The 21,428-nt window shown below is 62.2% G+C and carries 17 protein-coding genes; 10 read left to right on the top strand and 7 right to left on the bottom strand.

What is annotated here, in order from left to right:
- Positions 1 to 3: 3 nt before the first annotated feature.
- Positions 4 to 2,439 carry an ATP-binding protein gene (locus tag EOB80_RS06785; RefSeq protein WP_127327110.1) on the bottom strand — a complete coding sequence of 812 codons (2,436 nt, stop codon included), beginning with the start codon at positions 2,437 to 2,439 and terminating at the stop codon, positions 4 to 6.
- 295 nt (positions 2,440 to 2,734) lie between these two features.
- Here EOB80_RS06785 and EOB80_RS06780 point away from each other — a divergent pair, with 295 nt between their 5' ends.
- Both EOB80_RS06780 and EOB80_RS06775 read left to right on the top strand, forming a co-directional pair.
- Complete coding sequence (locus EOB80_RS06780) at positions 2,735 to 4,825, top strand: O-antigen ligase family protein (protein WP_127327109.1); 2,091 nt, start codon at positions 2,735 to 2,737, stop codon at positions 4,823 to 4,825.
- Positions 4,826 to 4,993: 168 nt separating this feature from the next.
- Entirely contained in the window at positions 4,994 to 5,866 is an 873-nt protein-coding gene (locus tag EOB80_RS06775; protein ID WP_245466271.1) for a phytanoyl-CoA dioxygenase family protein, read from the top strand.
- 86 nt (positions 5,867 to 5,952) lie between these two features.
- Here the strand turns inward: EOB80_RS06775 and EOB80_RS06770 are convergent, their stop codons facing one another.
- Positions 5,953 to 6,852, bottom strand: coding sequence for a LysR family transcriptional regulator (locus tag EOB80_RS06770; protein ID WP_127290810.1), 900 nt, complete (start codon positions 6,850 to 6,852; stop codon positions 5,953 to 5,955).
- 126 nt (positions 6,853 to 6,978) lie between these two features.
- On the opposite strand from EOB80_RS06770, the gene EOB80_RS06765 reads away from it, so the two are divergent.
- From EOB80_RS06765 to EOB80_RS06745, 5 genes are all read left to right on the top strand, one after another.
- Positions 6,979 to 8,616, top strand: a complete 1,638-nt coding sequence (locus EOB80_RS06765) for an ABC transporter substrate-binding protein (protein ID WP_127319733.1) — start codon at positions 6,979 to 6,981, stop codon at positions 8,614 to 8,616.
- Between the two features lie 655 nt (positions 8,617 to 9,271).
- The gene (locus tag EOB80_RS06760) at positions 9,272 to 10,474 is read left to right on the top strand and encodes an alpha-2,8-polysialyltransferase family protein (protein WP_245466270.1); all 1,203 of its coding nucleotides are present in this window, start codon (positions 9,272 to 9,274) and stop codon (positions 10,472 to 10,474) included.
- Positions 10,471 to 10,659: a hypothetical protein gene (locus EOB80_RS06755; protein WP_127327107.1), complete on the top strand. Its 189-nt coding sequence runs from the start codon at positions 10,471 to 10,473 to the stop codon at positions 10,657 to 10,659. Before EOB80_RS06760 ends, EOB80_RS06755 begins: the two co-directional genes overlap by 4 nt.
- Positions 10,656 to 11,024 (top strand): hypothetical protein, encoded by a 369-nt coding sequence (locus EOB80_RS06750; RefSeq protein WP_127327106.1) that lies wholly within the window; start codon positions 10,656 to 10,658, stop codon positions 11,022 to 11,024. The genes EOB80_RS06755 and EOB80_RS06750 overlap by 4 nt, the downstream gene beginning before the upstream one ends.
- A 183-nt stretch (positions 11,025 to 11,207) precedes the next feature.
- Positions 11,208 to 11,423, top strand: coding sequence for a hypothetical protein (locus tag EOB80_RS06745; RefSeq protein WP_127327105.1), 216 nt, complete (start codon positions 11,208 to 11,210; stop codon positions 11,421 to 11,423).
- A gap of 262 nt (positions 11,424 to 11,685) precedes the next feature.
- On the opposite strand, the gene smc is transcribed toward EOB80_RS06745, so the two are convergent.
- From smc to EOB80_RS06730, 3 genes are all read right to left on the bottom strand, one after another.
- A complete protein-coding gene (gene smc / locus EOB80_RS06740) occupies positions 11,686 to 15,147 on the bottom strand; it encodes a chromosome segregation protein SMC (protein WP_127327104.1) in 3,462 nt (1,153 codons plus the stop codon).
- 105 nt (positions 15,148 to 15,252) lie between these two features.
- The gene (locus tag EOB80_RS06735) at positions 15,253 to 15,996 is read right to left on the bottom strand and encodes a DsbA family protein (RefSeq protein WP_127268828.1); all 744 of its coding nucleotides are present in this window, start codon (positions 15,994 to 15,996) and stop codon (positions 15,253 to 15,255) included.
- A 163-nt stretch (positions 15,997 to 16,159) separates the two neighbouring features.
- Positions 16,160 to 16,660 (bottom strand): DUF721 domain-containing protein, encoded by a 501-nt coding sequence (locus tag EOB80_RS06730; protein ID WP_127268827.1) that lies wholly within the window; start codon positions 16,658 to 16,660, stop codon positions 16,160 to 16,162.
- Between the two features lie 53 nt (positions 16,661 to 16,713).
- Between EOB80_RS06730 and mutY the strand changes: the two genes are divergently transcribed.
- Together mutY and EOB80_RS06720 are read left to right on the top strand one after the other, a co-directional pair.
- Positions 16,714 to 17,886 carry an A/G-specific adenine glycosylase gene (gene mutY, locus EOB80_RS06725; protein WP_127327103.1) on the top strand — a complete coding sequence of 391 codons (1,173 nt, stop codon included), beginning with the start codon at positions 16,714 to 16,716 and terminating at the stop codon, positions 17,884 to 17,886.
- A complete protein-coding gene (locus EOB80_RS06720; protein ID WP_127319723.1) occupies positions 17,879 to 18,490 on the top strand; it encodes an HAD family phosphatase in 612 nt (203 codons plus the stop codon). The genes mutY and EOB80_RS06720 overlap by 8 nt, the downstream gene beginning before the upstream one ends.
- 66 nt (positions 18,491 to 18,556) lie before the next feature.
- Here EOB80_RS06720 and EOB80_RS06715 read toward each other — a convergent pair whose 3' ends face one another.
- Positions 18,557 to 19,690 carry a site-specific DNA-methyltransferase gene (locus EOB80_RS06715; protein ID WP_127268824.1) on the bottom strand — a complete coding sequence of 378 codons (1,134 nt, stop codon included), beginning with the start codon at positions 19,688 to 19,690 and terminating at the stop codon, positions 18,557 to 18,559.
- 176 nt (positions 19,691 to 19,866) lie between these two features.
- On the opposite strand from EOB80_RS06715, the gene EOB80_RS06710 reads away from it, so the two are divergent.
- The gene (locus EOB80_RS06710) at positions 19,867 to 20,553 is read left to right on the top strand and encodes an HAD family hydrolase (RefSeq protein WP_127327102.1); all 687 of its coding nucleotides are present in this window, start codon (positions 19,867 to 19,869) and stop codon (positions 20,551 to 20,553) included.
- A gap of 42 nt (positions 20,554 to 20,595) precedes the next feature.
- Here EOB80_RS06710 and EOB80_RS06705 read toward each other — a convergent pair whose 3' ends face one another.
- Entirely contained in the window at positions 20,596 to 21,327 is a 732-nt protein-coding gene (locus EOB80_RS06705; protein WP_127270306.1) for a hypothetical protein, read from the bottom strand.
- Positions 21,328 to 21,428 lie beyond the last annotated feature (101 nt).

Genomic DNA, 21,428 nt, shown 5'->3' with positions numbered 1-21,428 from the left:
GCGTCACTCCTTGGCGTGCGCGGCAGGTTGAGTGCGGGGCGAAACCAACATGCTCCTGACCAGCTTTGCCACATCGATTTCCGAGGCCCTGGTCTTGGTCATGATGGCCTGCACGCGATCACCGAGTTTCTGGTCGAGCTCCGCCGCCGAAAACACGATGACCCCGGTCTCGAGCGGCAGATCGGCCAGCAGGTCCAACCCCGAGCCGTCGGGGAGTGCAATGTCCAGGATAACCAGGTCGAAGAGATGCTGCGCAATCGCCTCCCGGGCGTCCTTGAGCGTCTTCGCCGAAGTAATCGAGACACCCGAACCCAACCCCTCCGACATCACCGCAAGCACGCCCTCATCGTCCTCGACATGGAGAATCTTCGGCCTCTGCTCGGTTCTGCCAGCAAGGATCTTGGCGAGAGCCGCGTGAAGCCGTTTCGAATCCACCGGCTTCTCCAGCCAGTCGACGATACCGACGGCGCTGCCGTTGAGCGAGCGCCTGGCCTCATCGGCAACGGCGGAGATGACGATGACCGAAATGTCGGAATTCACCGGCGATGCCCTAATGTCGTGGAAGAGTTTGATGCCGGATTCCCCCGCCAGCTTGATGTCGAGGGTCAAGGCCACGTATTCGCGGGACCGCAGAAGCGCCTTTGCGGTGGCGATATCGGGTGCGACGTCGCTGGAAAAGCCTTCCGCATCCAAGAGTGCCGCAATCACTGCGGCGACGTCGGTCTCGTCTTCACAGATCAGAACCCGTAGGCGCCCATCGGGCTTCCGCGTCAGGTGCGGTGGCGGATACGGCCTTGGGTGGTGCCTGCGTACTTCTGCAAGGTCCACGTGGAACGAGGTTCCCTTGCCTTCCTCGGTTTCGAAGGAAACGGCTCCGCCCAGTTTTTCGGTAATGGCCTTGACGATGCTCAAGCCTAGGCCGGTGCCGCCTATCTTACGGGTGCTGGAGGCGTCGGCCTGCTCGAACTTTCCGAATATACGGCTGCGGAAAGCCTCCGGGATGCCAGCGCCCTGGTCCATCACGGAAATCCGCAGCATGTCGTGGTCATGACGCTGGAATTTCACTGTGACAGTACCGTCGGCATGCGAGAACTTGATCGCATTCGACAGGAGGTTCGCCATCACCTGATGCAGGCGATCCGGATCGATGTTGGCCTCGGCGCGCGGCGCATCGTCGATCAGAACGATCCTGATCCGGCTGTCAGCCATGTAGTTGGAGCTGGCGGCAATGGCCTGCTCCAGGACCTGACGGACAGGCATCTGCTTGATCTTGAAGGTGATCACGCCCGATTCGATCTTCTCCATATCCAGAATGTCGTTGATGAGAAGAACCAGCCTTTCGCTATTGGTGTGCGCGATGTTGACGAGATTGGCGGCCTTGGGCGGCAGTTCGCCGGCCACACCGGCCGCAATCAGCCCAAGCGAGCCGCGGATGGAGGTCAGCGGGGTGCGCAATTCGTGGCTGACCGTGGAAATGAAATCATTCTTGAGCTGCGCGGTGCGCTTCTGCTCGGTGATGTCGCGATTGTAGGTGATGACGCCGACGATCTTCCCGGCCTCGTCGCGGAAAGGGGCCTTGAGCGTGTAGAGCCAACCTTGCCGGCCATCCGGGAAAAGCGCGGGCTGGTCGATCCGCAACGTCTGCCCGGCCTCCAGCGCGCCCATCTCATCCTGCCGGAAGCGTTCGGCCACCTCCCTGGGGTAGAAATCGAAATCCGTCTTGCCGATCAGATCGTCGACCGAAGCGGCGCGAACCATTTCGGCGGTGGCGGGGTTGGCGGCGATGAAGCGGCCGTCGACATCTTTTATGTTCAGGCAATCCGGCAGTTCGCGAACCATGGCCCGGTAGGTCATGTTGGACATCAAGAGCTCCCGCCTGCGCTGCTGCCGGTCGAGCAGGACGCCGATGATGATTGTGCTGAGAAAGCGGAACACGAGGGACGGGAACGTGCTCTGCTGCACAAGGCCCGTGACGGCTTGCGCCGGGATGACCAGGAGCGTGATCAGCCCGGCGAGAGCGACCGTTACGCCCAGACCGAATATGTCGTACATGGTGCGCGATCGGGCCGCGACGATGTGGTGCCACGCAATGCCGACGATTGCGGTGATGAGGATACCCATGACACCAGCACCCGCACCCTGTCCGCCGAGATGGATGCGATAAACAATGGAGCCGAACGTGGCGATGAGCATTGCCGGCCATCCGCCAAAGAACGCGGCAGCAGCAATGAAGGCGGCGCGCAGATCGACGACGAAGCCGGAGACGGACAGGGCCGTCGCCATGGAAATGATCGCGCCCACGCACATGACCACGCCGAGAAGCAGCGACTGCATCCGCCGCGAGAGACGCCCGGTGAAATCCGCCACAAGGTCCCAGGCGACCACGAGGATGGAGACCAGGGCAAGGTTGGCGAGGAGTGAGTGCCAGATGTCGGTCATGACTTCGGCTCCTTTTTCCCGATAAATACCGACAAAACCTATCCGAGGTCTAAAGAAGCAGCCCGGCCATGCCGTTCTATTCCCTTTTGGGCACATGGGACCCGAGAGTACCTTTGCGATCTTCCATGAAGCCGATCAGCTCATGATTCGACGGTGTCGTAAGCGCAGATGAGCAAGAGGCATCGCGGCAAATCGGGTCAGCATTTGCACATGATCTGTAAAGTGTCGCCTTGAACATCTCCTTCTTTCCATACATAGGTCGACCAGGTGGGTGGCGGCTCAACATGGAACTTCAATGAACCTCCCTATCTTCGCCATCAACCTCGATCGCGAGACCCAGCGCTGGAGCGAATTGCTCGCCAGCGCCGAGGCGGCGGGACTGACCTTGCAGCGCATTGCCGCCGTCGACGGTCGGGGGCTTGCTGAAAAAGACTGGACGGAGATCGATCTTCCAGCCGCGCGCAAGCTGAGCGGGCGCGACATCCTTTCGGGCGAATATGCCTGTTACCGCAGCCATATCCGGGCGCTGGAAACGTTCCTGGCCGGTGGCAGCGCCCATGGCCTGATTGTCGAGGACGACGTCCTCTTCAGCGAAAACACCATGCGGCGCATTGAGGCCATCATCGCGGCGGTGCCGGATTTCGATGTCATCAAGCTGACCAACCATCGCATGAGCTTCTTCATGCGCGCGGTCGAGACGGCGGAAGGCGACGAGATCGGTCGTGCGCTGCATGGCCCGCAAGGCTCGGCCGCCGCCTATCTGGTGACGCGAGAGGGCGCGCAGGGTCTGTTGTCGGCGCTCGCCGTAATGAAAATGCCATGGGACGTCGCGCTCGAGCGCTTTTGGGATACCGGCCTGAAAGTCTATTCGGTCCGCCAAAACGTGCTTGGCTTCGCCGCCAGCAGTGGGATTTCGGGCATAGCCGGTCCCTCGGGAAGCTACAAATCCGCAAGACTGGGCGGGCCGAGCCGGCTACGTGCCGGGGTGTTACGGGCCAGCGACGAACTGCGCCGCCTGCATCACGTCCTGCTGCCGCCCCCTCTGCCGCGAGATGCCCTGGATGATGCCAAGGACAACGCGCCGCGCCACACCTTGCTTCTGTTGCTTGCGGCACTCGCCATTCTCGCTTTGGTCTCCGCGGTGTGGCGCGAGGCCGACACCTACCGCTATGCGGGCCTGGCGCTGGCCCTGGTCGCGGTCATCCGCTGGTTCAGAGTGGACTTGTGGACCTACAGCAAACCGCTGATCGGTTGGGTCGGCTTCCTGTGTCTGGGCTGGTCGCTCTACGTCTTCATCCGACTGGCGATCGTCTATTTCGGCACCCACCAGTTGGGTGGCGCCGAAGGCATTTACATGTTTCCGCTGTTCTACGCGACGACCGGCTTCGCGTTTCTGCTGTTTGTCAGGCATCCCGCACGGCTCGTGCTCTGGTTCATGATCCTCAGTCTCGTCTTCCTGGCGGCGGACACCTTCTATTCGGACATGTTTCAAGGCATCCAACCGGCCCCGTGGCTTTTCAACAATCCCATCCACGCGTCGGTGGCGGCCGGTTTCATCTTCCTCTGCACGCTGCAATTCATGGCCTACTCGGCCCAGAGAACGGATCTCGGGAAAGCAACCAAGAACCTGCATTGGGCCCTGTCGACAGCCGTCCTGCTGCTTGCCCTCGTCAATATCATCGAGATGCGCTCAAAGGGAGTGTGGCTTGCGCTTGCGCTCGCTCTGCTCTTGTTGGCGGTGATGACCCTGGCGAGAGGCCATCGCCGCGAACTGTTGGTTTCGGGTGGCGTGCTGGTGATCGTGGCGGCCGGCATTGTCGCAGCACACAACATCTTCTCGTCCACCGCCGACGATACCATGACGTTCATCAAAACCTTGGTTCCGGATGTGTTCAGGCATGGGGTCCTCCCCGCCTTCGACCGCGCCATCGCGAGCGACGCGGTTCCGCTTGCAGCCAAGGAGAGGCTGATGCTGTGGGCGGATGCGATCAACATCTGGAAGCGCCACCCGATCTTCGGAGCCAGTTCCAGCTGGCTGACCGAATGGCAGAACAGAACCTATCATCCCATGATCTTCAACGTCTTCCACAATGGTTATCTGGAGATTGCCGTGCGTTATGGGGTGGTCGGACTGGCGTTCTTTGCCTTTCTCTACACCTGGTCGGCCAGGCAGGTTCTGCTGGCCATGCGAGCCAAGCTTGTCGCTCCGGCCGCATGGTCCTGCTACATCTCCACACTGGTCTTCTTCGCCCTAACCATCCTTACCAATTCCAACAACCGGCTGGCCATGGGCGAGGCCTTCATGTGGTTTGCCGCGGCGTTCGGCTTCTATTGTTTTTATGTTCGCCAGCAGAAGAACCTTGTCGCGCCGCGGACCTATTTTTAGGGCCTGCCGGCGCAGCACGTATCTGACCAGCCGATTGCGACCAATCCACCTTTGACGCCCCGCTCAATTTCCCGATAATCGGGAAAGTCGATGCCAAAATCGATGGCTTATCGCCGGCAACCCCTTCGTTACGATCGACACGGATCACAGACAGGGGTTGTCACGGACATGCTGACGGACAGGCAGGCACGCGAGGCGGTGGAGCAGTACCGCGAGGAAGGATACGCGGTCGTTCGACAATTCGTCGACGGCGACGAGATGATCCGGCTGAAGAAGGAAACCGATGCGGTCTATGCCGAAGGCCTCAAGCATCACGCCACCTTCCGGCACGGCAACCTGAATTTCCAGATCCTGCCTGAATCGGACTTTGGCCAACGCTATGTGCTGCAGGCTTACTGGTTTTCCTGGATCAATTCCTATTTCGAAGAATTCCGCCGCAATCCCGACTATCTGAAGCTGCTCGAGGGCCTGATCGGCCGTGACATAAGGCAGATCGCCCAACAGCTGCACTGGAAGCCGCCCGGCGCCAATGTCACGGGTTATCGCTTCCACCAGGATTTGCGCTTCCGTAACCAGGCCGCCTTCGACAATGTCGCCGACGCCACCGTGACAACAGGCCTCGCGGTCGATCGGGCGACGCTGGACAATGGCTGCCTTCAGGTCGTGCCCGGCAGCCACAAGCTCGGCTATCTCGGCCTGTCGGACGAGGGAACCGGCGAGCTGATGAAGGGCCTGACCGCCGAAGAAGAGTTGCGCAAGGTCGGCATCGACCCGGCGACCATCGTTCCGCTGGTGCTGGAGCCGGGCGACCTTGCTTTATGGGGGCTGCTTACCGTGCACGGCTCCTCGCCCAACAAATCGCGGCACGACCGGGCCTTTGCGTTGTCCAGCTATGTGCGGGCCGATACGACGCAACGTGGCGAATGGGCGTTCAGGGACGGTGTTTCGGTGCCGCTCGGCAAGACGCCGGCACTGTGCAAATACGAAAAGCTCTTCGAGGAGCCTGGACCGATGTACGACACCACCGCCTGGTGGAAATGACGCTGCCGCGTCGGGCGACGGGGGCAGAGGGGGCCTGGCGTTCGCGCCAGGCCCCTGACGGCGTTGGCCGGCAATCGGGCAGCATTTCAGGCGGTGAAGTCGGCCGACAGTTCGCGGATCAGGAAATCGACGAACGCGCGCACCTTGGCCGCAATATAGGTGCGGTGCGGATAGAGCGCGTAGATCGGGCTGGAGCCGGGGCGAAACTCATCGAGCTGCACTTCCAGCCGGCCGTCCCTGATCGCGGCGTCGACCAGCAGGCTGGGCAGGTTGCCGATGCCGAAACCGGCGGTGGTCATCTGGTAGGCGGCTTCGACGCTGTTGGTCGAGATGCGCCCGCCGACAGCCGCATCGAAAGGGCCGTCGGGTCCGATGAAAGGCCATGTGCCAAGGCGCTTGGCGAAATTGCTCAGCACGCAGGAATGGCTTGCCAGCTCATCCGGGTGGACCGGACGGCCGTTTGCATCCCAATAATCGGGCGTGGCGCAGACATAATTGCGGACTTCACCAAGCCGGCGGGCAATCAGGGCGGAATCCGCCTGACCGCCGAAGCGGATGGCCACATCGTAGCCTTCCTCGACAATGCCGACGACATAACGCGCGGTGAGGTCGAACTCGATCGTGGTGAGCGGGTTTTCTTCGAGGAATTTCGGCACCAGCTTGGTTATGCGCGTGTGGCCCAGAACATTGGAGCAGGAAACCCGGATCAGGCCGCGCGTCTCCTTGTGCAGGCCGCGCGTCGAATCCTGCAGTTCGGATATGTCGTCGAGCAGGCTGCGCGCACGCGGAGCATAGTCGCGGCCCGCCTCGGTGAGGCTGAGACGCCTTGTGGTGCGATTGATGAGCCGGACGCCAAGGTCGTCTTCCAGTTCCTTGATGGTACGGCTGACGGCCGTCGTCGACATGTTGAGATCGCGCGCCGCCGCCGACAGGCTGCCCAGCAGGCAAACCCGATCGAACACCCGCATCGCCGTCAGAAGATTCATCTTGCCTTCCCCGCCGTCGCGGCCCCGCCGCCATCGGCTGCGTCCTGTAGAAAACAGCGCCCAGCAACGACGCGGCAAGGGCATTCCACCGAATTTGGGCGTAAAATCAACAATGGGAGAACCGATATGACATCCAGACCTCTTCATCCCGCGATCGGCACATTTGCGAAAGGCGCGAAGAGCGGCGCGCTTGGTCGCCGCGAGTTCCTGGCGCTGGCCAGCGCCTTCGGCGCCAGCACGGCGATTGCCTATGGGCTCATCGGTCAGCCGGTCCCGGCGCGAGCCGAGGAAGCCGTCCAACCCAGGAAGGGCGGCGTGGTGCGTGTTGCCATGCAGGTGATGGAGTTGGAAGACCCGCGCAAGTTCAAGGTTTCGCAGATGGGCAACATCGCCATGCAGTTTCTCGAACCGCTGGTGCGCTGGAAGCCGGATTTCACCTTCGAGCCGGTGCTGCTGCAGAGCTGGGAGATCAATGCGGACGCGACGGAATATGTGCTCAAGGTGCGTCCGGGCGTGAAATGGTCGAACGGCGACGATTTCACCGCCACGGATGTTGCCTTCAACATCACGCGCTGGTGCGAGAAGGATGCCGCCGGCAACTCGATGGCCGGGCGCATGACCGCGCTGATCGATCCCGACACCAAGGTGGCGCGCACTGGCGCCATCGAGGTTCGCGACGGCCACACCGTGGTCCTGAAACTGTCTCAGCCCGACATCACCATCATCCCAGCGATGACCGACTATCCGGCATTGATCGTCCACCACGCCTTCAATCCGAAGGCGGCGCCACTGTCGGCCAACCCCGTTTGCACGGGCCCGTTCGAACTTAAAAGACTCGATGTCGGCGTTGCTGCCTCGGTGCGCAAGCGGCCGGACGGGTCGTGGTGGGGCGGCGAGGTGTTCCTCGACGGCATCGACTGGACCGACTACGGCACCGACTCGGCCGCCACCGTCTCCGCATTCGAATCCGGTGAGATCGACCTGAATGGGCAGACGCAGTCCTATGACGTCGCCATGCTCGACAGGCTGGGCCTGAAGAAAAGCGAGATCGTCACTGCCGCCACCCTGGTCTCGCGCTGCAACGTCAACGCCAAACCCTATGACGACAAGCGCGTGCGCAACGCCATACAGCTTGCGGTCGACAACGAAGCGGTGCTGCAACTGGGCGCCGACGGCATGGGTATCGTCGCGCAGAACGATCATGTCGGACCGATGCATCCCGAACACGCCGACTTGCCGCCGATCAAACGTGATCCGGTCCGGGCCAGGGCATTGCTCGAGGAAGCCGGCCAGCTCGATTTCGAATTTGATCTGATCTCGGTCGAAGCCGATTACCGCAAGGAAAGCTCCGATGCCGTCGCCCAGCAGATGCGCGACGCGGGCTTCAAGGTGAAACGCACCGTCATCCCGGAATCGGCATTCTGGAACGACTGGACGAAGTATCCCTTCGCGACCACCAATTGGAACGCCCGACCGCTCGGCATCCAGACCTATGCGCTTGCCTACCAGACCGGTTCGGCATGGAACGAGACAGGGTTCGCCGATCCCGACTTCGATGCCAAGGTCCACAAGGCCAACGCCATCGCCGATCCGGAGCAGCGCCGTGCGGTGATGAAGGAACTGCAGGTCATGCTGCAGGATTCCGGCATCATCGTTCAGCCCTACTGGCGAAAGCTGTTCTGCCATATGAAACCTGCCTTGATGGGCTACCAGATGCATCAGGCCTATGAGCAGGATTTCACCCGGGCCTGGCTCGCGGCCTGATCGCGGGCAACTCTTCCGACAGGCGGCGCATTTTCCGGCGCCGCCCATCGCCTGCTCACCGGGAAAATTGCGCCGAAGCGTCGGCATCAAGGGCGTTCGAGGAGCAGTGCGGGCTTCGCATCGGGCATGATGCGCAGGTGCGGCCACACGCGCCATACCTTGGCAGGTCGGCCGGAATCCCGGGCCAGCGCACCGGACCGGCTGGCACATCAAGCGTGTGAAACATTCTGGTTTCCGCCTCTGTCATCATCAAGCTCCGGTTCATGGCTGGAGCTTACTTTTGAAAGATGGAAGTGAAACCCGCTTTCCCGGGCAACGACCTTCCCGAAAACCGGGAGAATTCGCGCTCTTGGTGCCGACAGGAACCGAAGCGGCAAGATCGAGCCGCATGAGCGGTCTGCCGCCGCCTGATGTTTAGAGATCTCAGGTCTCTGCCGCTCAATCCAACTGAATTCGCCTGCTTATTGCGCGGAACTCCAGCCTGTCTCGGGCGTTGGACGCCAATATCTGCAAGATATTTTCCGGTCGACGACAGGCAGTATTATGAAGCTGGCGAAACGCCCCGAGCCACACACGGTCTTCGGACATGAAGCAATTTTGCGGTTGAGATCGCGGAACATGCGGCGTTATTTCCATCCTATCTGGAGACCTTAAATTGCCAGTTCGAATATGCTGCGTCTTCGGCAGCTGGCAACTGCTCAGCCTGGTTGCCTCTCTTCGCCAGTCAACAATGGATAGAAGCTTCCCGGCGGGTGAGGAGCATGAGGATTACCTTCTGCTCTATGAAACGGCCGGCGTTTCCGAGCATTTCAAGACCGGTCTTGCTGAACTTGCGTCTACAGTATGGACCTGGAAACGGATCATATGGGCATACGACCTTCTGACGTCCGAGCGTAAATATGGGCAACTGCAAATTTTCCGGATCCATCGTCTGATCCGAGACACAATTGGCATCGACGCGAGTTCCGCGGTTGAAATCTGGGCCTGCTTCGTTAACCGGCCATCGGAAAAAATACTGCTGGACTCATACCCAGAAGCCGAGATCGTTTTGTATGAGGATGGCTTGACGTCATACCTTCCATTCGAAATATCAACCATGTCACGGCCGCCAGGCACCAGGTTTAGACGGCGCATCACCGGAGCCTTGATTGCAGGACTCTCTACAATTTCACCGGCGTTCCGACTGAGGAAAGCGGCCGACAAGATAGAAAGACACCATCTGAGACGGGTGACAAAGTTTTATTCTTTGCTCCACGAAATCCCCATTCACGATGCTCTGGAGAACATACCAAGATTCCAGGTCGGCGCTTCGCTGATGCGCGACGTAATAGATGAAGCCTGCAGGGATGCGCTTTCCGGCGGCAATGAACATTGCCGTGCGTCAGCCAACCCACGGATCCTGCTGCTCGGCCAGGCATTGTCGCGAAACGGCATAATGTCGTACGCGCACGAGGCGGCGATCTATAGACGCATTGTGGAGCAGATCGTTGAGAGAGGATACGACGTCGTCTGGAAGGAACATCCCAGAATAAGCACGCCCTTCTTCCCCGAATTGCTGGATACCATCGGCAATGTGACAGCCGACGCCAGCACCAGGATCATGGAGGCGAACCTTCCGCACATATACCCGATAGAGCTTGTCGTATCCCGGATGAACATTGTTGGGTGCGTCTCGGGCACGTCAGCTGCCCTTCTCTACCTGAAGTGGCTTTACGGCATCAAAACATACACATTTGCGGAAACCTTGATCCCCCTGATGACTGGCGCGGATATTCTAATGAGCGAAATGATGAAAGCCCATGCGGAGCCCTTTTCAGCACTCCACTCTTTGAACGAGACGCAGACGGGGATCCGTTGAACGGCGGCAACGCCGCGCTACGTCTCGGCGCATCAAGACCAGGCGGAACAGACCTGGCTCAAAAGGCTCGAGCAAAAATTGCGGCTTGGAAAGACAACGCCGTCGATCTGAGTTTCAGCCTGAACCGCCAATACCGAGCCGGTTTCGACCTTCGCGGCGGGCAGGCACAGATTGGAGCAGAATGAGACTTCATCCAGCCGCCGAACGGATTGCTTTTTTCAGCACGCTTGTCGCTGTTCTTGTCCTTGCACTGGTGCCTATACCCGGACTCGAGGAGTATGGGATCGATATCGGTTTCCATTACGACAAGCTGAATCACGCCAGCGCCTTTGCCGTCATGACTTTCCTTGGAGGGCTCGGCTGGCCTGATCGCAAGGTCAGGCTGATCGTCTTCCTTGCAGTTGTTGGAGCGGCGATCGAGGTCCTCCAGGGCACGGCGGTGATAGCGCGCGATCTGGATGTGTACGACTGGGTTGCCGATTGCGTCGGCATCGCGTGTGGCCTCGTGGCCGTGATCTGTGTGAACTGGAACTTGCGGCGCAGAGGTTGAGCCGGTTCTCAAGCCTTATGTGCACGGCGCCGATAGCCACAGGAGTTCGCCCCCGGCTCCATTGACTCGGCCAAATCGGATTGCAACGATCCGATCCGAGAGTGGGCGTTTTTTCTACCTTGGCCGGACAGATGAAGCTTCGGGCGCGGCACCCAGGAAGCGCGCCATCAGTATTGAGGGACGATGACGATCAAGATCAGGCTTCCGGGTGGCGTGTTGAAGGTCAAGCAACGTCATGAGTTGCGGCGACGGGAGCACAAGGGCGAAGTCCCGGTCTGGCAGTTTGGCAAATATTTCGTCATCTGGTGGCCCAGTACAATTCCCGACCGACCCTCCAAGAGCTCGAATACTAACGAGGAGCTTGAAATGAACCTTCCGTCGACTGGAGAAAGCACGTAAGCTCTATGCATCATGGCTTTGCGAATCAGATTGCCGGGGGGCACACTGAAGGTGAAGACCTACCGCGAACTGCGTGATCGCGAGCGGGATCGCAGGGTGCCTGTGCTGAAACTGGGATCGCTCTATTTCGTCTGGTCCTCGGCCAAGCATCATTCGCACAGGCACAGTCCGCGGCCCTGACATTTTCTGCCGGGCGAAAACCGCTTGCACACTTTTCCTGAATTGCTCCGGAGCGGCCCCTTCGCAGGCAGCGCGACCTGGGTCAGCTTGCCTCGCGCATCGCCTCGGCCGCCTGCAGGTCCACCGACACCAGTTGGCTGACGCCCTGCTCGGCCATGGTCACGCCGAACAGCCGGTTCATGCGCGCCATGGTGATGGGATTGTGGGTGATGATGACGAAACGCGTCTCGGTGGTGGCCGCCATCTCGTCCATGAGATTGCAGAAGCGTTCGACATTGTGGTCGTCGAGCGGCGCGTCGACTTCGTCGAGCACGCAGATCGGCGCCGGGTTGGTCAGGAACACCGCGAAGATCAGCGACATCGCCGTCAACGCCTGCTCGCCGCCGGACAGCAGCGTCATGGTCTGCGGCTTCTTGCCGGGCGGGCGGGCAAGAATTTCGAGGCCAGCCTCGAGCGGATCGTCAGATTCGATCAGCTGCAATTCCGCCGTGCCGCCGCCGAACAGATGCGAGAACAGCCGCTGGAAATGGCCGTTGACGACCTCGAAGGCGGCCAGCAACCGCTCGCGGCCTTCGCGGTTGAGGCTCTGGATCGCCTGCCTGAGCTTGCGGATCGCCTCGATGATGTCCTCGCGCTCGGAGACGATCGCCTCCAGCCGGTCGGATAGCTCCTTCTGCTCCTCCTCGGCGCGCAGATTGACGGCGCCGAGCCGTTCGCGCTCGATCTTCAGCCTGTCGAGTTGACGCTCGATCTCGGCCATCTCAGGCATCGGGCTGTCGGCCTCCAGACCGGTGTGGCGGATGACCAGATGCGGCGGCGTGTTCAGCGTTTCCTGTATGCGCGCCTCGACCTCCAGCCGGCGCTCGTCGGCCGCCGTCAGCCGCTCCTCGGCGCGAACGCGGGTCTCGCGCGCCTCGGCCAGGAACTGGATGGCGCCGGTGGCGGCCTTGTCCAGCTCGGATTGCCGGTTCTCCGCTTCCTGCAGACGGTCGGCCGCCGCCTTGCGCAAGCTCTCGGCCTCGGTGAGCTGCGACAGCAAGGCACGCCGCTTGGCGTCGATTTCATCGGGAGCATCGGCCAGCCGCTCGCGTTCGGCCTCGGCCTCGGCCTTGCGTTCGCCGAGCGATGCGATCTGCGTCGAGGCGTTTTCGGCCCGCTCCAGCCAATTGCTGCGCTCGGCGCCAATGGCATCGAGCCGGCGCGCGCGCGCCTCGGCTTCGCGCCGCAGCCCCTCATGCACCGCGCGCGCATCGGCAAGCGCGGCGCGGTCGCGGGCGACATTGGCCGAGGACTGTTCGAGCTGCAACTGCAGATCGCCAAGATCGGGCGCGTCCTGCAGCAGCATTTCCGCCTCGGCGAAGGCGGCCGAAATCTCCTCATGGCTGTCGACGATGCGGGCGCGTGCCTCATCGAGTGCGGCGCGCCGGCTCTGCAATTCGCCGCCGGCCCTTTCGGCCTCGGCCAGCGCATTGCGGGCAGCGTCCAGCCGATGCTGAGCGTCACGACCGGCCTGGCGCGTGTTGCGCTCGGCCTCGCTTGCCAGGCGGAGCGCCTGTTCAGCCTCTCCCAGCGCATCCTCGGCCTGGCGCAGGACGAGCGTCGCTTGTATCGCCTCGGCATCGAGCTCAGCCAGCCGGTTCTTCTGCGCCAGCCGTTGTGCTGCCGCGGTCGGCGCATCGGCGCTTGCGGTAAAGCCATCCCAGCGCCAGAGCGCGCCTTCACGGCTGACCAGCCGCTGGCCGGGAGCAAGCAGCGACTGCAACCGGCGGCCGTCACCGGCGGCATCGACGATACCGATCTGCGCCAGGCGGCGGGCGAGCTGTGCCGGCGCGTGGACCACGCTGACCAGGCTTTTAACGCCTTCCGGCAGAGCCGCGTCGCCGGGCTGGATCGCGCTTTCGCCCCAATGCACCGGCGCGCTGCGGTCAAGCGGCACGTCGAGGTCTTCGCCAAGGGCCGCACCCAGCGCCGTTTCGAAACCGCGATCGACGCTGATCTGCTCCAGCACGGCCGGGAAGAGATCGCCGCTGGCTGCATTCAGGATTTTGGCCAGCGTGCGCGCTTCGGTTTCGATCCGCGCCAGCTCGGCCCTGGCATCCTGAAGCGGTGGCCGGGCAGAACTTTCCGTGGCGCGGGCATCGATGACAGACTGCTCGGCCTCGGACACGGCAGCCTCGGCCTCCTCCAGCAGCGCCATGGCCTGTTCGACCAGCACCCGCTTCTCGGCCGGATCGGGCAGGCCAGCGACCTTGGAGAGTATCTCAGACAATTCCCGGTCAACATCGGCAAGCTGACGGGCGAAGCGGTCGCGGCGCTCGGCGGTGTCGCGCAGCGTCCGTTCGATCTGGTTGCGCGAGGCGGCTGCCTCGGCCCGCTCGGCGGTCAGCGCGGCGAGCTTGGCTTCGCTTTGCGAAAGCGTCGACGCCGCCTGTTCGAACGCCGCACGGGTGGTGGCTTCGCGTTCGGCGGCGCCGGCATTTTCCGAATTGAGTGCCGCCTCTTCGGTGCGAAGGCGCTCGAGAATGTCCGCATTGTCGCGGACCATGCGCTCTTCACGTGCGATATCGCCGTCGAGCTGCTGTAGCCGGCGCTCGAGTTCGCTCTGACGGGCGCGGATGCGGCCGGCTTCCTCCTCGATTTGCGACTTGGCGATCGACAGGCGCTGGAAGGCAGCAGCGGCGGCGGCTTCCGCGTCGCGCAAATCCGGCAATCGGTGAGCACCGATACCTTGCTCCCTGGCGGCGGCCATCTGGGCCGCGGCGCGGTCGCCGACAAGGGCTGTCGCAACCGCCAGCGCCGAACGCGCCTCGCCTTCCTGGGTCTTGGCCAGTGTCCAGCGCAGATGCAAGAGCGTCGCTTCGGCCTTGCGGATATCGGCCGACAGGTTCTTGAAGCGGGAGGCCTGGCGCGCCTGGCGCTTCAGGCTTTCGATCTGGCTTTCCAGCTCGCCGACGACGTCGTCCAGCCGTTCGAGGTTCTGCTCGGCCGCCTTCAGCCGCAGTTCCGCCTCGTGGCGGCGGGTGTGCAGGCCGGAAATGCCTGCCGCCTCTTCGAGCAGCGCGCGGCGTGCCTGCGGCTTGGCCTGGATCAGTTCGCCGATGCGGCCCTGACCGACCATCGACGGCGAACGCGCGCCGGTCGACTGGTCTGCGAACAGAAGCTGCACGTCCTTGGCGCGCGCCTCCTTGCCGTTGATACGGTAAAGCGAGCCGGCCTCGCGCTCGATGCGGCGCGACACCTGCAGTTCGTCGGCATCGTTGAACGCAGCGGGCGCCGAGCGGTCACTGTTGTCGAGGAAAAGCGTGACTTCGGCGGTGTTGCGTGCCGGGCGCGTGCCCGAGCCGGAAAAGATGACGTCGTCCATGCCGGACGCGCGCATGTTCTTGTAGGAGCTTTCGCCCATCACCCAGCGTAGCGCCTCGACAAGGTTCGACTTGCCGCAGCCATTCGGCCCGACAATGCCGGTCAGTCCGCGTTCGATGACGAACTCGCCGGGCTCGACGAAGGACTTGAAACCGAGGAGGCGAAGGCGCGAAAACTTCATTCGCGCCGCCCACTAAGCGGATTACCGTGGTTTTGCGATGAGAATTCGCGGCACGACCGGAAGCCGCGCACGCCGAAGCGCCGCCGCCTCAGGGCTGACTGGACGTCAGAGCAGAGGGTCGATGATGGCCGACATTTCCTCAATCGACATCGCCCCCTTGTAGGTCTTACCGTTGATGAAGAAGGTCGGTGTCGAGTCGACCTTGAATTCATTGGCGCCACGCTTCTGGACCGATCTCACATCGTCCAGAAGTTTCTGGTCCGTCAAGCAGGCCTCGAAGGACTCCTGTGTAAAACCGGCGAGCTTCGAGATTTGCAGCAGTGCATCCTTGGTGTTCTGAACGCCAGCCCAGTTCGCCTGCTGCCTAAACAGGACGTCGACCATAGGGTAGTAGTTGTCCTTGGCGCAGCGCGCCAGCATAAAACCGGCTTCGGCACTCGGATCGAACGGGAATTCGCGCAGGATGTAGCGCGCCTTGCCGGTGTCAATGTACTTGGTCTTCAGGTCCGGAAAGGTGGTCTCGGCGAAATGCGCGCAGTGCGGGCAGGTCATCGAGGCGTATTCGACGATGGTGACCTTGGCGTCGTCCTTGCCAAGCTGTTTGTCGGGCAGCGCACCCGGCTTCATCAGTTCCGCCATGTCCACGGTGCCCTGGGCTTCCGGCGCGGTGGCGGCGGCCGGCGTGGCCGGCGTCGCGGGGGCGGCCGGGGCCGCAGGCTTCACATCCGCGGCCTTCGCCTCCTCGCCAGAGTCGCTGCAGGCGGCGAGCAGGGCCACCGCCGGAATGGCGGCCAGCGAAGACAGGACGTTTCTGCGAGACAAGCTTTGGCCAAACGGGGGACGGTTCATACGAATCACCTGACAAGGGTTGGATTTTGCAATGCAAAGACACGAAAAGGCGAGAGTTGGCGCGAATTAAGGCATCTCGATCCCCAATCCAATCGCGAAACCTGACAAGGGCGATCACGAATGCGAGATATTGACGACGAATCCATGACTTTCTTCAAGACGCCTATGACTTTCTCTCCCCAATAATGGTCGCGCCAAGTTTCTCCAGCGAGGCGCGCAGTTCATCATTATCGACCAGGCCGACAGTTCCCGACAATTTAGTCTTCTCAGCCGCCGTCAGCGGCCTCAGGGCCGGTTTGCGCCTTCCTTTGTCGGTTGTCACCGGCTTCTGCAGGATCCTGATGCGATTGATGGCGGTGAAGCCGAGGAAGGCGTTGACCCGGTTGATGATCTCGCCCGTCTCGTGCTGCAGATGAAGTGCCGCCATGCCTTCGCAGGCAATGACCAGCACGGCCGGCTCGAACGGATCGTCCTCATGCATACGGCGCGGCCACTGGATTTTTTCGGGGCGCGAATGGCTGGCCAGCCGCGGGCCGGCGATCTCGTCCCATGACTGGACGAGGCCGATCGAAATGCCAGCCCGCTTGCGCAGCACCGGATCGAGGATCCTGGTCGCGAGATCGCTGACCGGGACGGGATTGCCGTAGGGCGTTCTGCCTGCCATGTACGTCCTCCAGCCAAGACCCCAGCAGATACCGGCCAGGCCGATACAGATCAATGGCACCAGCAGACCAGACCCGCAAGACCGTATCCTGGGATAGTGGCAAAGCCACATCCGAGGACAGCAGCAGAGCTGCATCCGGGCATATCGCGTCCCGCCTGCTAGGCTGGTACGATGTGCATCACCGTGAATTGCCGTGGCGCATCACGCCTCGTGAGCATGCGCGCGGCGTGCGGCCTGATCCCTACCGTATCTGGCTCTCCGAGGTCATGCTGCAGCAGACCACCGTCGAAGCGGTGAAGGCCTATTTCCGGATTTTCGTCGAGAAATGGCCCGATGTTGAGGCCCTGGCCGCGGCGCCGGCGGAGGACGTGATGAAGGCCTGGGCCGGGCTCGGCTACTACTCCCGCGCCCGCAATCTCAAGGCGTGTGCCGATCTTGTGGCCGCGCATGGCGGCCGGTTTCCCGACACGGAAACGGCTTTGAGAGAACTGCCAGGCATCGGCGCCTATACGTCGGCGGCCATCACGGCGATTGCCTTCGACCGTCCCGCCGCCGTTGTCGACGGCAATGTCGAACGCGTCATCTCCCGGCTGTTTTCGATCGCAACCCCGCTGAGCGAAGCCAAGCCCGAGATCCGTGCCCATGTCGAGCGCATGGTGCCCGGGACAAGGCCTGGCGACTTCGCCCAGGCGATGATGGATCTCGGCGCCACCATCTGCACGCCACGCCGGCCGCGCTGCATGCTATGCCCGCTGCGCGAAGACTGCAGCGCGGTCGTTTCAGGCGATCCCGAGCACTTCCCGGTGCGCCTGCCCAAGGCCGACAAGCCGCAGCGGCACGGCGCGGCCTTTGTCGCCGTGCGGGCCGACGGCGCCATCCTTCTGCGCAAACGGGCGGAGAAGGGTTTGCTCGGCGGCATGACCGAGGTGCCGACGACGGGCTGGACCGCGCGGATCGATGGGGCGACCACGGAAGCGGCCGCGCCCTTTCCCGGCGACTGGCGGTATGCGGGTCGCATTGCGCATGTCTTCACGCATTTCGCTCTCCAACTCGAAGTCTTTCACGCTCACATCAAAGGTGATGCGCCAGACGGGCATTTCTGGTCGCTCGCTCACGAGATTTCCGGTGAGGCGCTGCCGACTGTCATGAAAAAGGCAATCGAGGCTGCGATACCCGGCGCGACGAAAAAGCCGTCGCCACACAGTGCAAAGAGGCCCCATGACTGAAATACGCCACATCGTTTTCGACATCGGCAGAGTGCTGATCCACTACGATCCCAACATTCCGTTCAGCCGCCTCATTCCGGATGCCGAAGAGAGAAAGTGGTTTTTCGACAATGTCTGCACGCATGATTGGAACATCGAGCAGGATCGCGGCCGCACCTGGGAAGAGGCCGAGGCGCTGCTGATCGCGGACCATCCCGATCACGCGGAAAACATCCGCGGGTTCCGCCGCCACTGGCACGAGATGGTTCCACATGCCTATGACGACAGTGTCGCCATCATGCTCGGTCTGATCGAGAGCGGCCACGACGTGACCATGCTGACCAACTTCGCCAGCGACACGCTGGCCGAAGCCCGCGAGCGCTTCGATTTCCTCAACCGCCCGCGCGGCGTCACCATCTCGGGCGAAATCGGCATGATCAAGCCGGATCGCGGCATTTACGATCACCACGTCGCCGCATTCGGCCTCGAACCGGCGGCCACGCTGTTCATCGATGACAGCCAGAAGAATGTCGATGGCGCCAAGGCGGCAGGCTGGCAATCGGTGCTGTTCACCGATGCAAAGGCGCTTCAAGCAGACCTCGAACGTCTCGGAATTAAGGCCTGATTTGAATCACTTCGCGCGATCCGTTGAGCCTTTGAACCAACGGCATTCGAAGCAATTGGCAGGGGTTCAGGCCCCTGCCCGCTCCATGCCGAGCCGCGCGATGCGGCGCAGCTCGTCGATCGGGGTCAGGCCACCGCTGCGCTCATAGTGCCAGAAGGTCCAGCCGTTGCAGGCATCCAGCCCCTGCACTTCGGCGCCGATCTTGTGGATCGAACCGGCGCTGTCGCCGATCGCCACAGTACCGTCGGCGCGCACCTTGGCGGCCCAGCGCTTCTTGGCGTCGTAGAGCGTCGCACCCGGCATCATCAGGCCGGTGTCGATCAGGCTGACGAAAGCAACGCGCGGCTCGGCGCGCTTGCCGGTCAGCACGGTGAGATCGGCGCCATCCAGTGGCCGCACCGCGTCGATGCGCTCGTTGGCGGCGTCGATATAGGCCTGCTCGCGTTCGATGCCGACGAAATGGCGGCCGAGACGCTTGGCCACCGCGCCCGTGGTGCCGGAGCCGAAAAAGGGATCGAGCACGATGTCGCCAGGTTTGGTCGAGGCCATCATGATGCGGGCAAGCAGCGCTTCCGGCTTCTGCGTCGGGTGCAGCTTGTCGCCATTGTCGTTCTTCAGCCGCTCGCCGCCGGTGCAGATCGGAAACAGCCAGTCGGAGCGCATCTGGATATCGTCGTTGGACGCCTTCATGGCTTCGTAGTTGAAGGTATAGCCCTTGCCCTTCTGGTCGCGGGTGGCCCAGATCATCGTCTCATGCGCGTTCTGGAAGCGGCGGCCACGGAAATTCGGCATCGGGTTGGTCTTGCGCCAGACGACGTCGTTGAGGATCCAGAAGCCGAGATCCTGCATCTTGGCGCCGACACGGAAGATGTTGTGATAGGAGCCGATGACCCAGATGGTGCCGTTGGGTTTCAGCACCCGGCGCGCCGCCAGCAGCCAGGCCCGCGTGAAAGCGTCATAGGCCTCGAAACTCTCGAACTGGTCCCATTCGTCATCGACGGCGTCGACCTTCGACTGGTCGGGGCGGTGCAGGTCGCCGTCGAGCTGCAGATTGTAGGGCGGATCGGCGAAGATGACGTCGATCGATTTTTCGGGCAGCCGGTCGAGCGCGGCGACGCAGTCGCCCTTGAGGATCGTGTCCAGCCATTCGGATTGCTGGGGGGCGTGGGATAGCTCGTCGAGAAGACGCACGGCAGACATTCTGACACCCAGAGCACGCGTTACTGTTTACTCCTGGTTATGGTTACCGATCAGCGTAAATATTCCGTGAAGGCCAAGGCACGGGTGGGGCGAATTTGCGAAGGCGGCCCTGTTAGTGTATGCCGCGCCGCCTGAGCCTTCCGAGGCCACTTCGCCCTCCCATTGTCCGGATCACCATGCCCCAGCCAGACCTTGTCATCTTCGATTGCGACGGCGTGCTCGTCGATTCCGAGATCATCGCCGCCCGTGTCGACGCCGAGCTTTTGACCTTGGCAGGATACGAGATATCGGCTGAGGAGATTTCGGAGAGCTATGCCGGCCTGACCTTCAAGGACATCATGCTGCGGGTCGAGGAAAAGTCCCGCATCCCCTTCCAGGCCTCTCTGATCGACAGGGAGGAACAATTGGTCGACCGCAAACTGCGCAGCGACGTCCGCGCCATCGATGGCGCGCGCGAGGCCGTTGCCGCGGTAACCGTGCCGCGCTGCGTCTGCTCGAATTCACGCTCCGAGCGGATCGAATTCATGCTGGAGAAGGTACATCTTTTGCCGTTTTTCGCCGACCGGATTTTTTCGGCGATGGAAACACCGACCGGGAAAACGAAACCGGCGCCGGACGTGTTCCTGTTCGCGGCGGCGAAACTCAACGCCAACCCGGCAAACACTTTCGTCATCGAGGATTCCGTGCACGGCGTCCACGGCGCAAGGGCGGCGGGCATGCGGGTGATCGGCTTCACCGGAGCCGCCCACAGCTATCCCGGCCATGCCGACGCGCTCACCGAGGCCGGCGCCGAAACGGTGATCCGCCGCTGGGCGGAGTTGAAAAGCGTGATCGCGGCGCTGTCGGAGTGGTCGGACGCCTGAGAAGCGTGCGCCGCGACGCACGCCTCATGCAACTGCCGAGACCTAGTTCGTCGCGGCAGCCCTCTTGCGGCGGGTCTTCTTCGGCTTGTCGGCCGTTGCCTGATGCGCGGTTTCGTCATAGCCGGCAAAGGCCTGATAATCCTGCGCCGTCGGCTCGGGCACGACGACATTGGAATCGGTGAAGACGAACTGCGTGGCGACCGAAGGATCGGTGACCTGGACCTGATACTGGTGGAGTTGCGAATAGAGGACCTCGGTGCCATGCATCACAGCCGTGCGGATGGGCATAGTGATCGTGCCTGGAGAAAACTTCGGTCCGGGGACAATCTTGCCGGCGACCGCGATCTTCATCGTCAGCTGGCCGTTGGCACGGCTGCAGTCGCGTGTCACGTCGCTGACCGACGCCTGGTAGATGATGTTGGCCGATTCGTCGGGCGGAGTTGCAGCAGCGGCGTCAGCCTCGGCCTGGGCCGCGGCATCCTGCGCGGCGTCGCCGGTCTTCTTGATCCTGGGCTTGGGCTTCTGAGCTTCCCTGGAATAGGTGTTGAAGAAGGCCGTGCCGTCGCGCACCGTCACCCGGGGGCAATAGGCCTGCAACTGGCTGGCCAGTATCTTGGGATCCTGGGGCGGCGGTGGCGCCGTCGGGTCCTCCTTCTTGCCTATGCCGAGGTTCAGGATGCCATTGTCGCCCGATTGGCAGCCGGCGGCGGCAAGCATAAAGCCGGTGAGCGCCAGACCCGCCAAAAAGCGACCACTGAATGTACGAAACGCCATGAAACTGCACTTCCCTCTCGCAAAGCTGGTGACGTATATCAACCGCGCGGCAAAAATGCGACTGAGCCAGCGCAGAAATTAACCACCTTGCGGTGGATGGA

This window comes from Mesorhizobium sp. M7A.F.Ca.MR.245.00.0.0 (assembly GCF_003997415.1).
Classification (GTDB): domain Bacteria; phylum Pseudomonadota; class Alphaproteobacteria; order Rhizobiales; family Rhizobiaceae; genus Mesorhizobium.
The sequence above is the reverse complement of the archived record's forward strand: the minus strand, read 5'-3'. Positions and strand labels throughout refer to the sequence as shown.

Bases quoted from the DNA above. Each gene is read 5' to 3' on its own strand.
- EOB80_RS06785 (WP_127327110.1), bottom strand. From the start codon at position 2,439: ATGACCGACATCTGGCACTCACTCCTCGCCAACCTTGCCCTGGTCTCC.
- EOB80_RS06780 (WP_127327109.1), top strand. From the start codon at position 2,735: ATGAACCTCCCTATCTTCGCCATCAACCTCGATCGCGAGACCCAGCGC.
- EOB80_RS06775 (WP_245466271.1), top strand. From the start codon at position 4,994: ATGCTGACGGACAGGCAGGCACGCGAGGCGGTGGAGCAGTACCGCGAG.
- EOB80_RS06770 (WP_127290810.1), bottom strand. From the start codon at position 6,852: ATGAATCTTCTGACGGCGATGCGGGTGTTCGATCGGGTTTGCCTGCTG.
- EOB80_RS06765 (WP_127319733.1), top strand. From the start codon at position 6,979: ATGACATCCAGACCTCTTCATCCCGCGATCGGCACATTTGCGAAAGGC.
- EOB80_RS06750 (WP_127327106.1), top strand. From the start codon at position 10,656: ATGAGACTTCATCCAGCCGCCGAACGGATTGCTTTTTTCAGCACGCTT.
- EOB80_RS06745 (WP_127327105.1), top strand. From the start codon at position 11,208: ATGACGATCAAGATCAGGCTTCCGGGTGGCGTGTTGAAGGTCAAGCAA.
- smc (WP_127327104.1), bottom strand. From the start codon at position 15,147: ATGAAGTTTTCGCGCCTTCGCCTCCTCGGTTTCAAGTCCTTCGTCGAG.
- EOB80_RS06735 (WP_127268828.1), bottom strand. From the start codon at position 15,996: ATGAACCGTCCCCCGTTTGGCCAAAGCTTGTCTCGCAGAAACGTCCTG.
- EOB80_RS06730 (WP_127268827.1), bottom strand. From the start codon at position 16,660: ATGGCAGGCAGAACGCCCTACGGCAATCCCGTCCCGGTCAGCGATCTC.
- mutY (WP_127327103.1), top strand. From the start codon at position 16,714: ATGGCACCAGCAGACCAGACCCGCAAGACCGTATCCTGGGATAGTGGC.
- EOB80_RS06720 (WP_127319723.1), top strand. From the start codon at position 17,879: ATGACTGAAATACGCCACATCGTTTTCGACATCGGCAGAGTGCTGATC.
- EOB80_RS06715 (WP_127268824.1), bottom strand. From the start codon at position 19,690: ATGTCTGCCGTGCGTCTTCTCGACGAGCTATCCCACGCCCCCCAGCAA.
- EOB80_RS06710 (WP_127327102.1), top strand. From the start codon at position 19,867: ATGCCCCAGCCAGACCTTGTCATCTTCGATTGCGACGGCGTGCTCGTC.
- EOB80_RS06705 (WP_127270306.1), bottom strand. From the start codon at position 21,327: ATGGCGTTTCGTACATTCAGTGGTCGCTTTTTGGCGGGTCTGGCGCTC.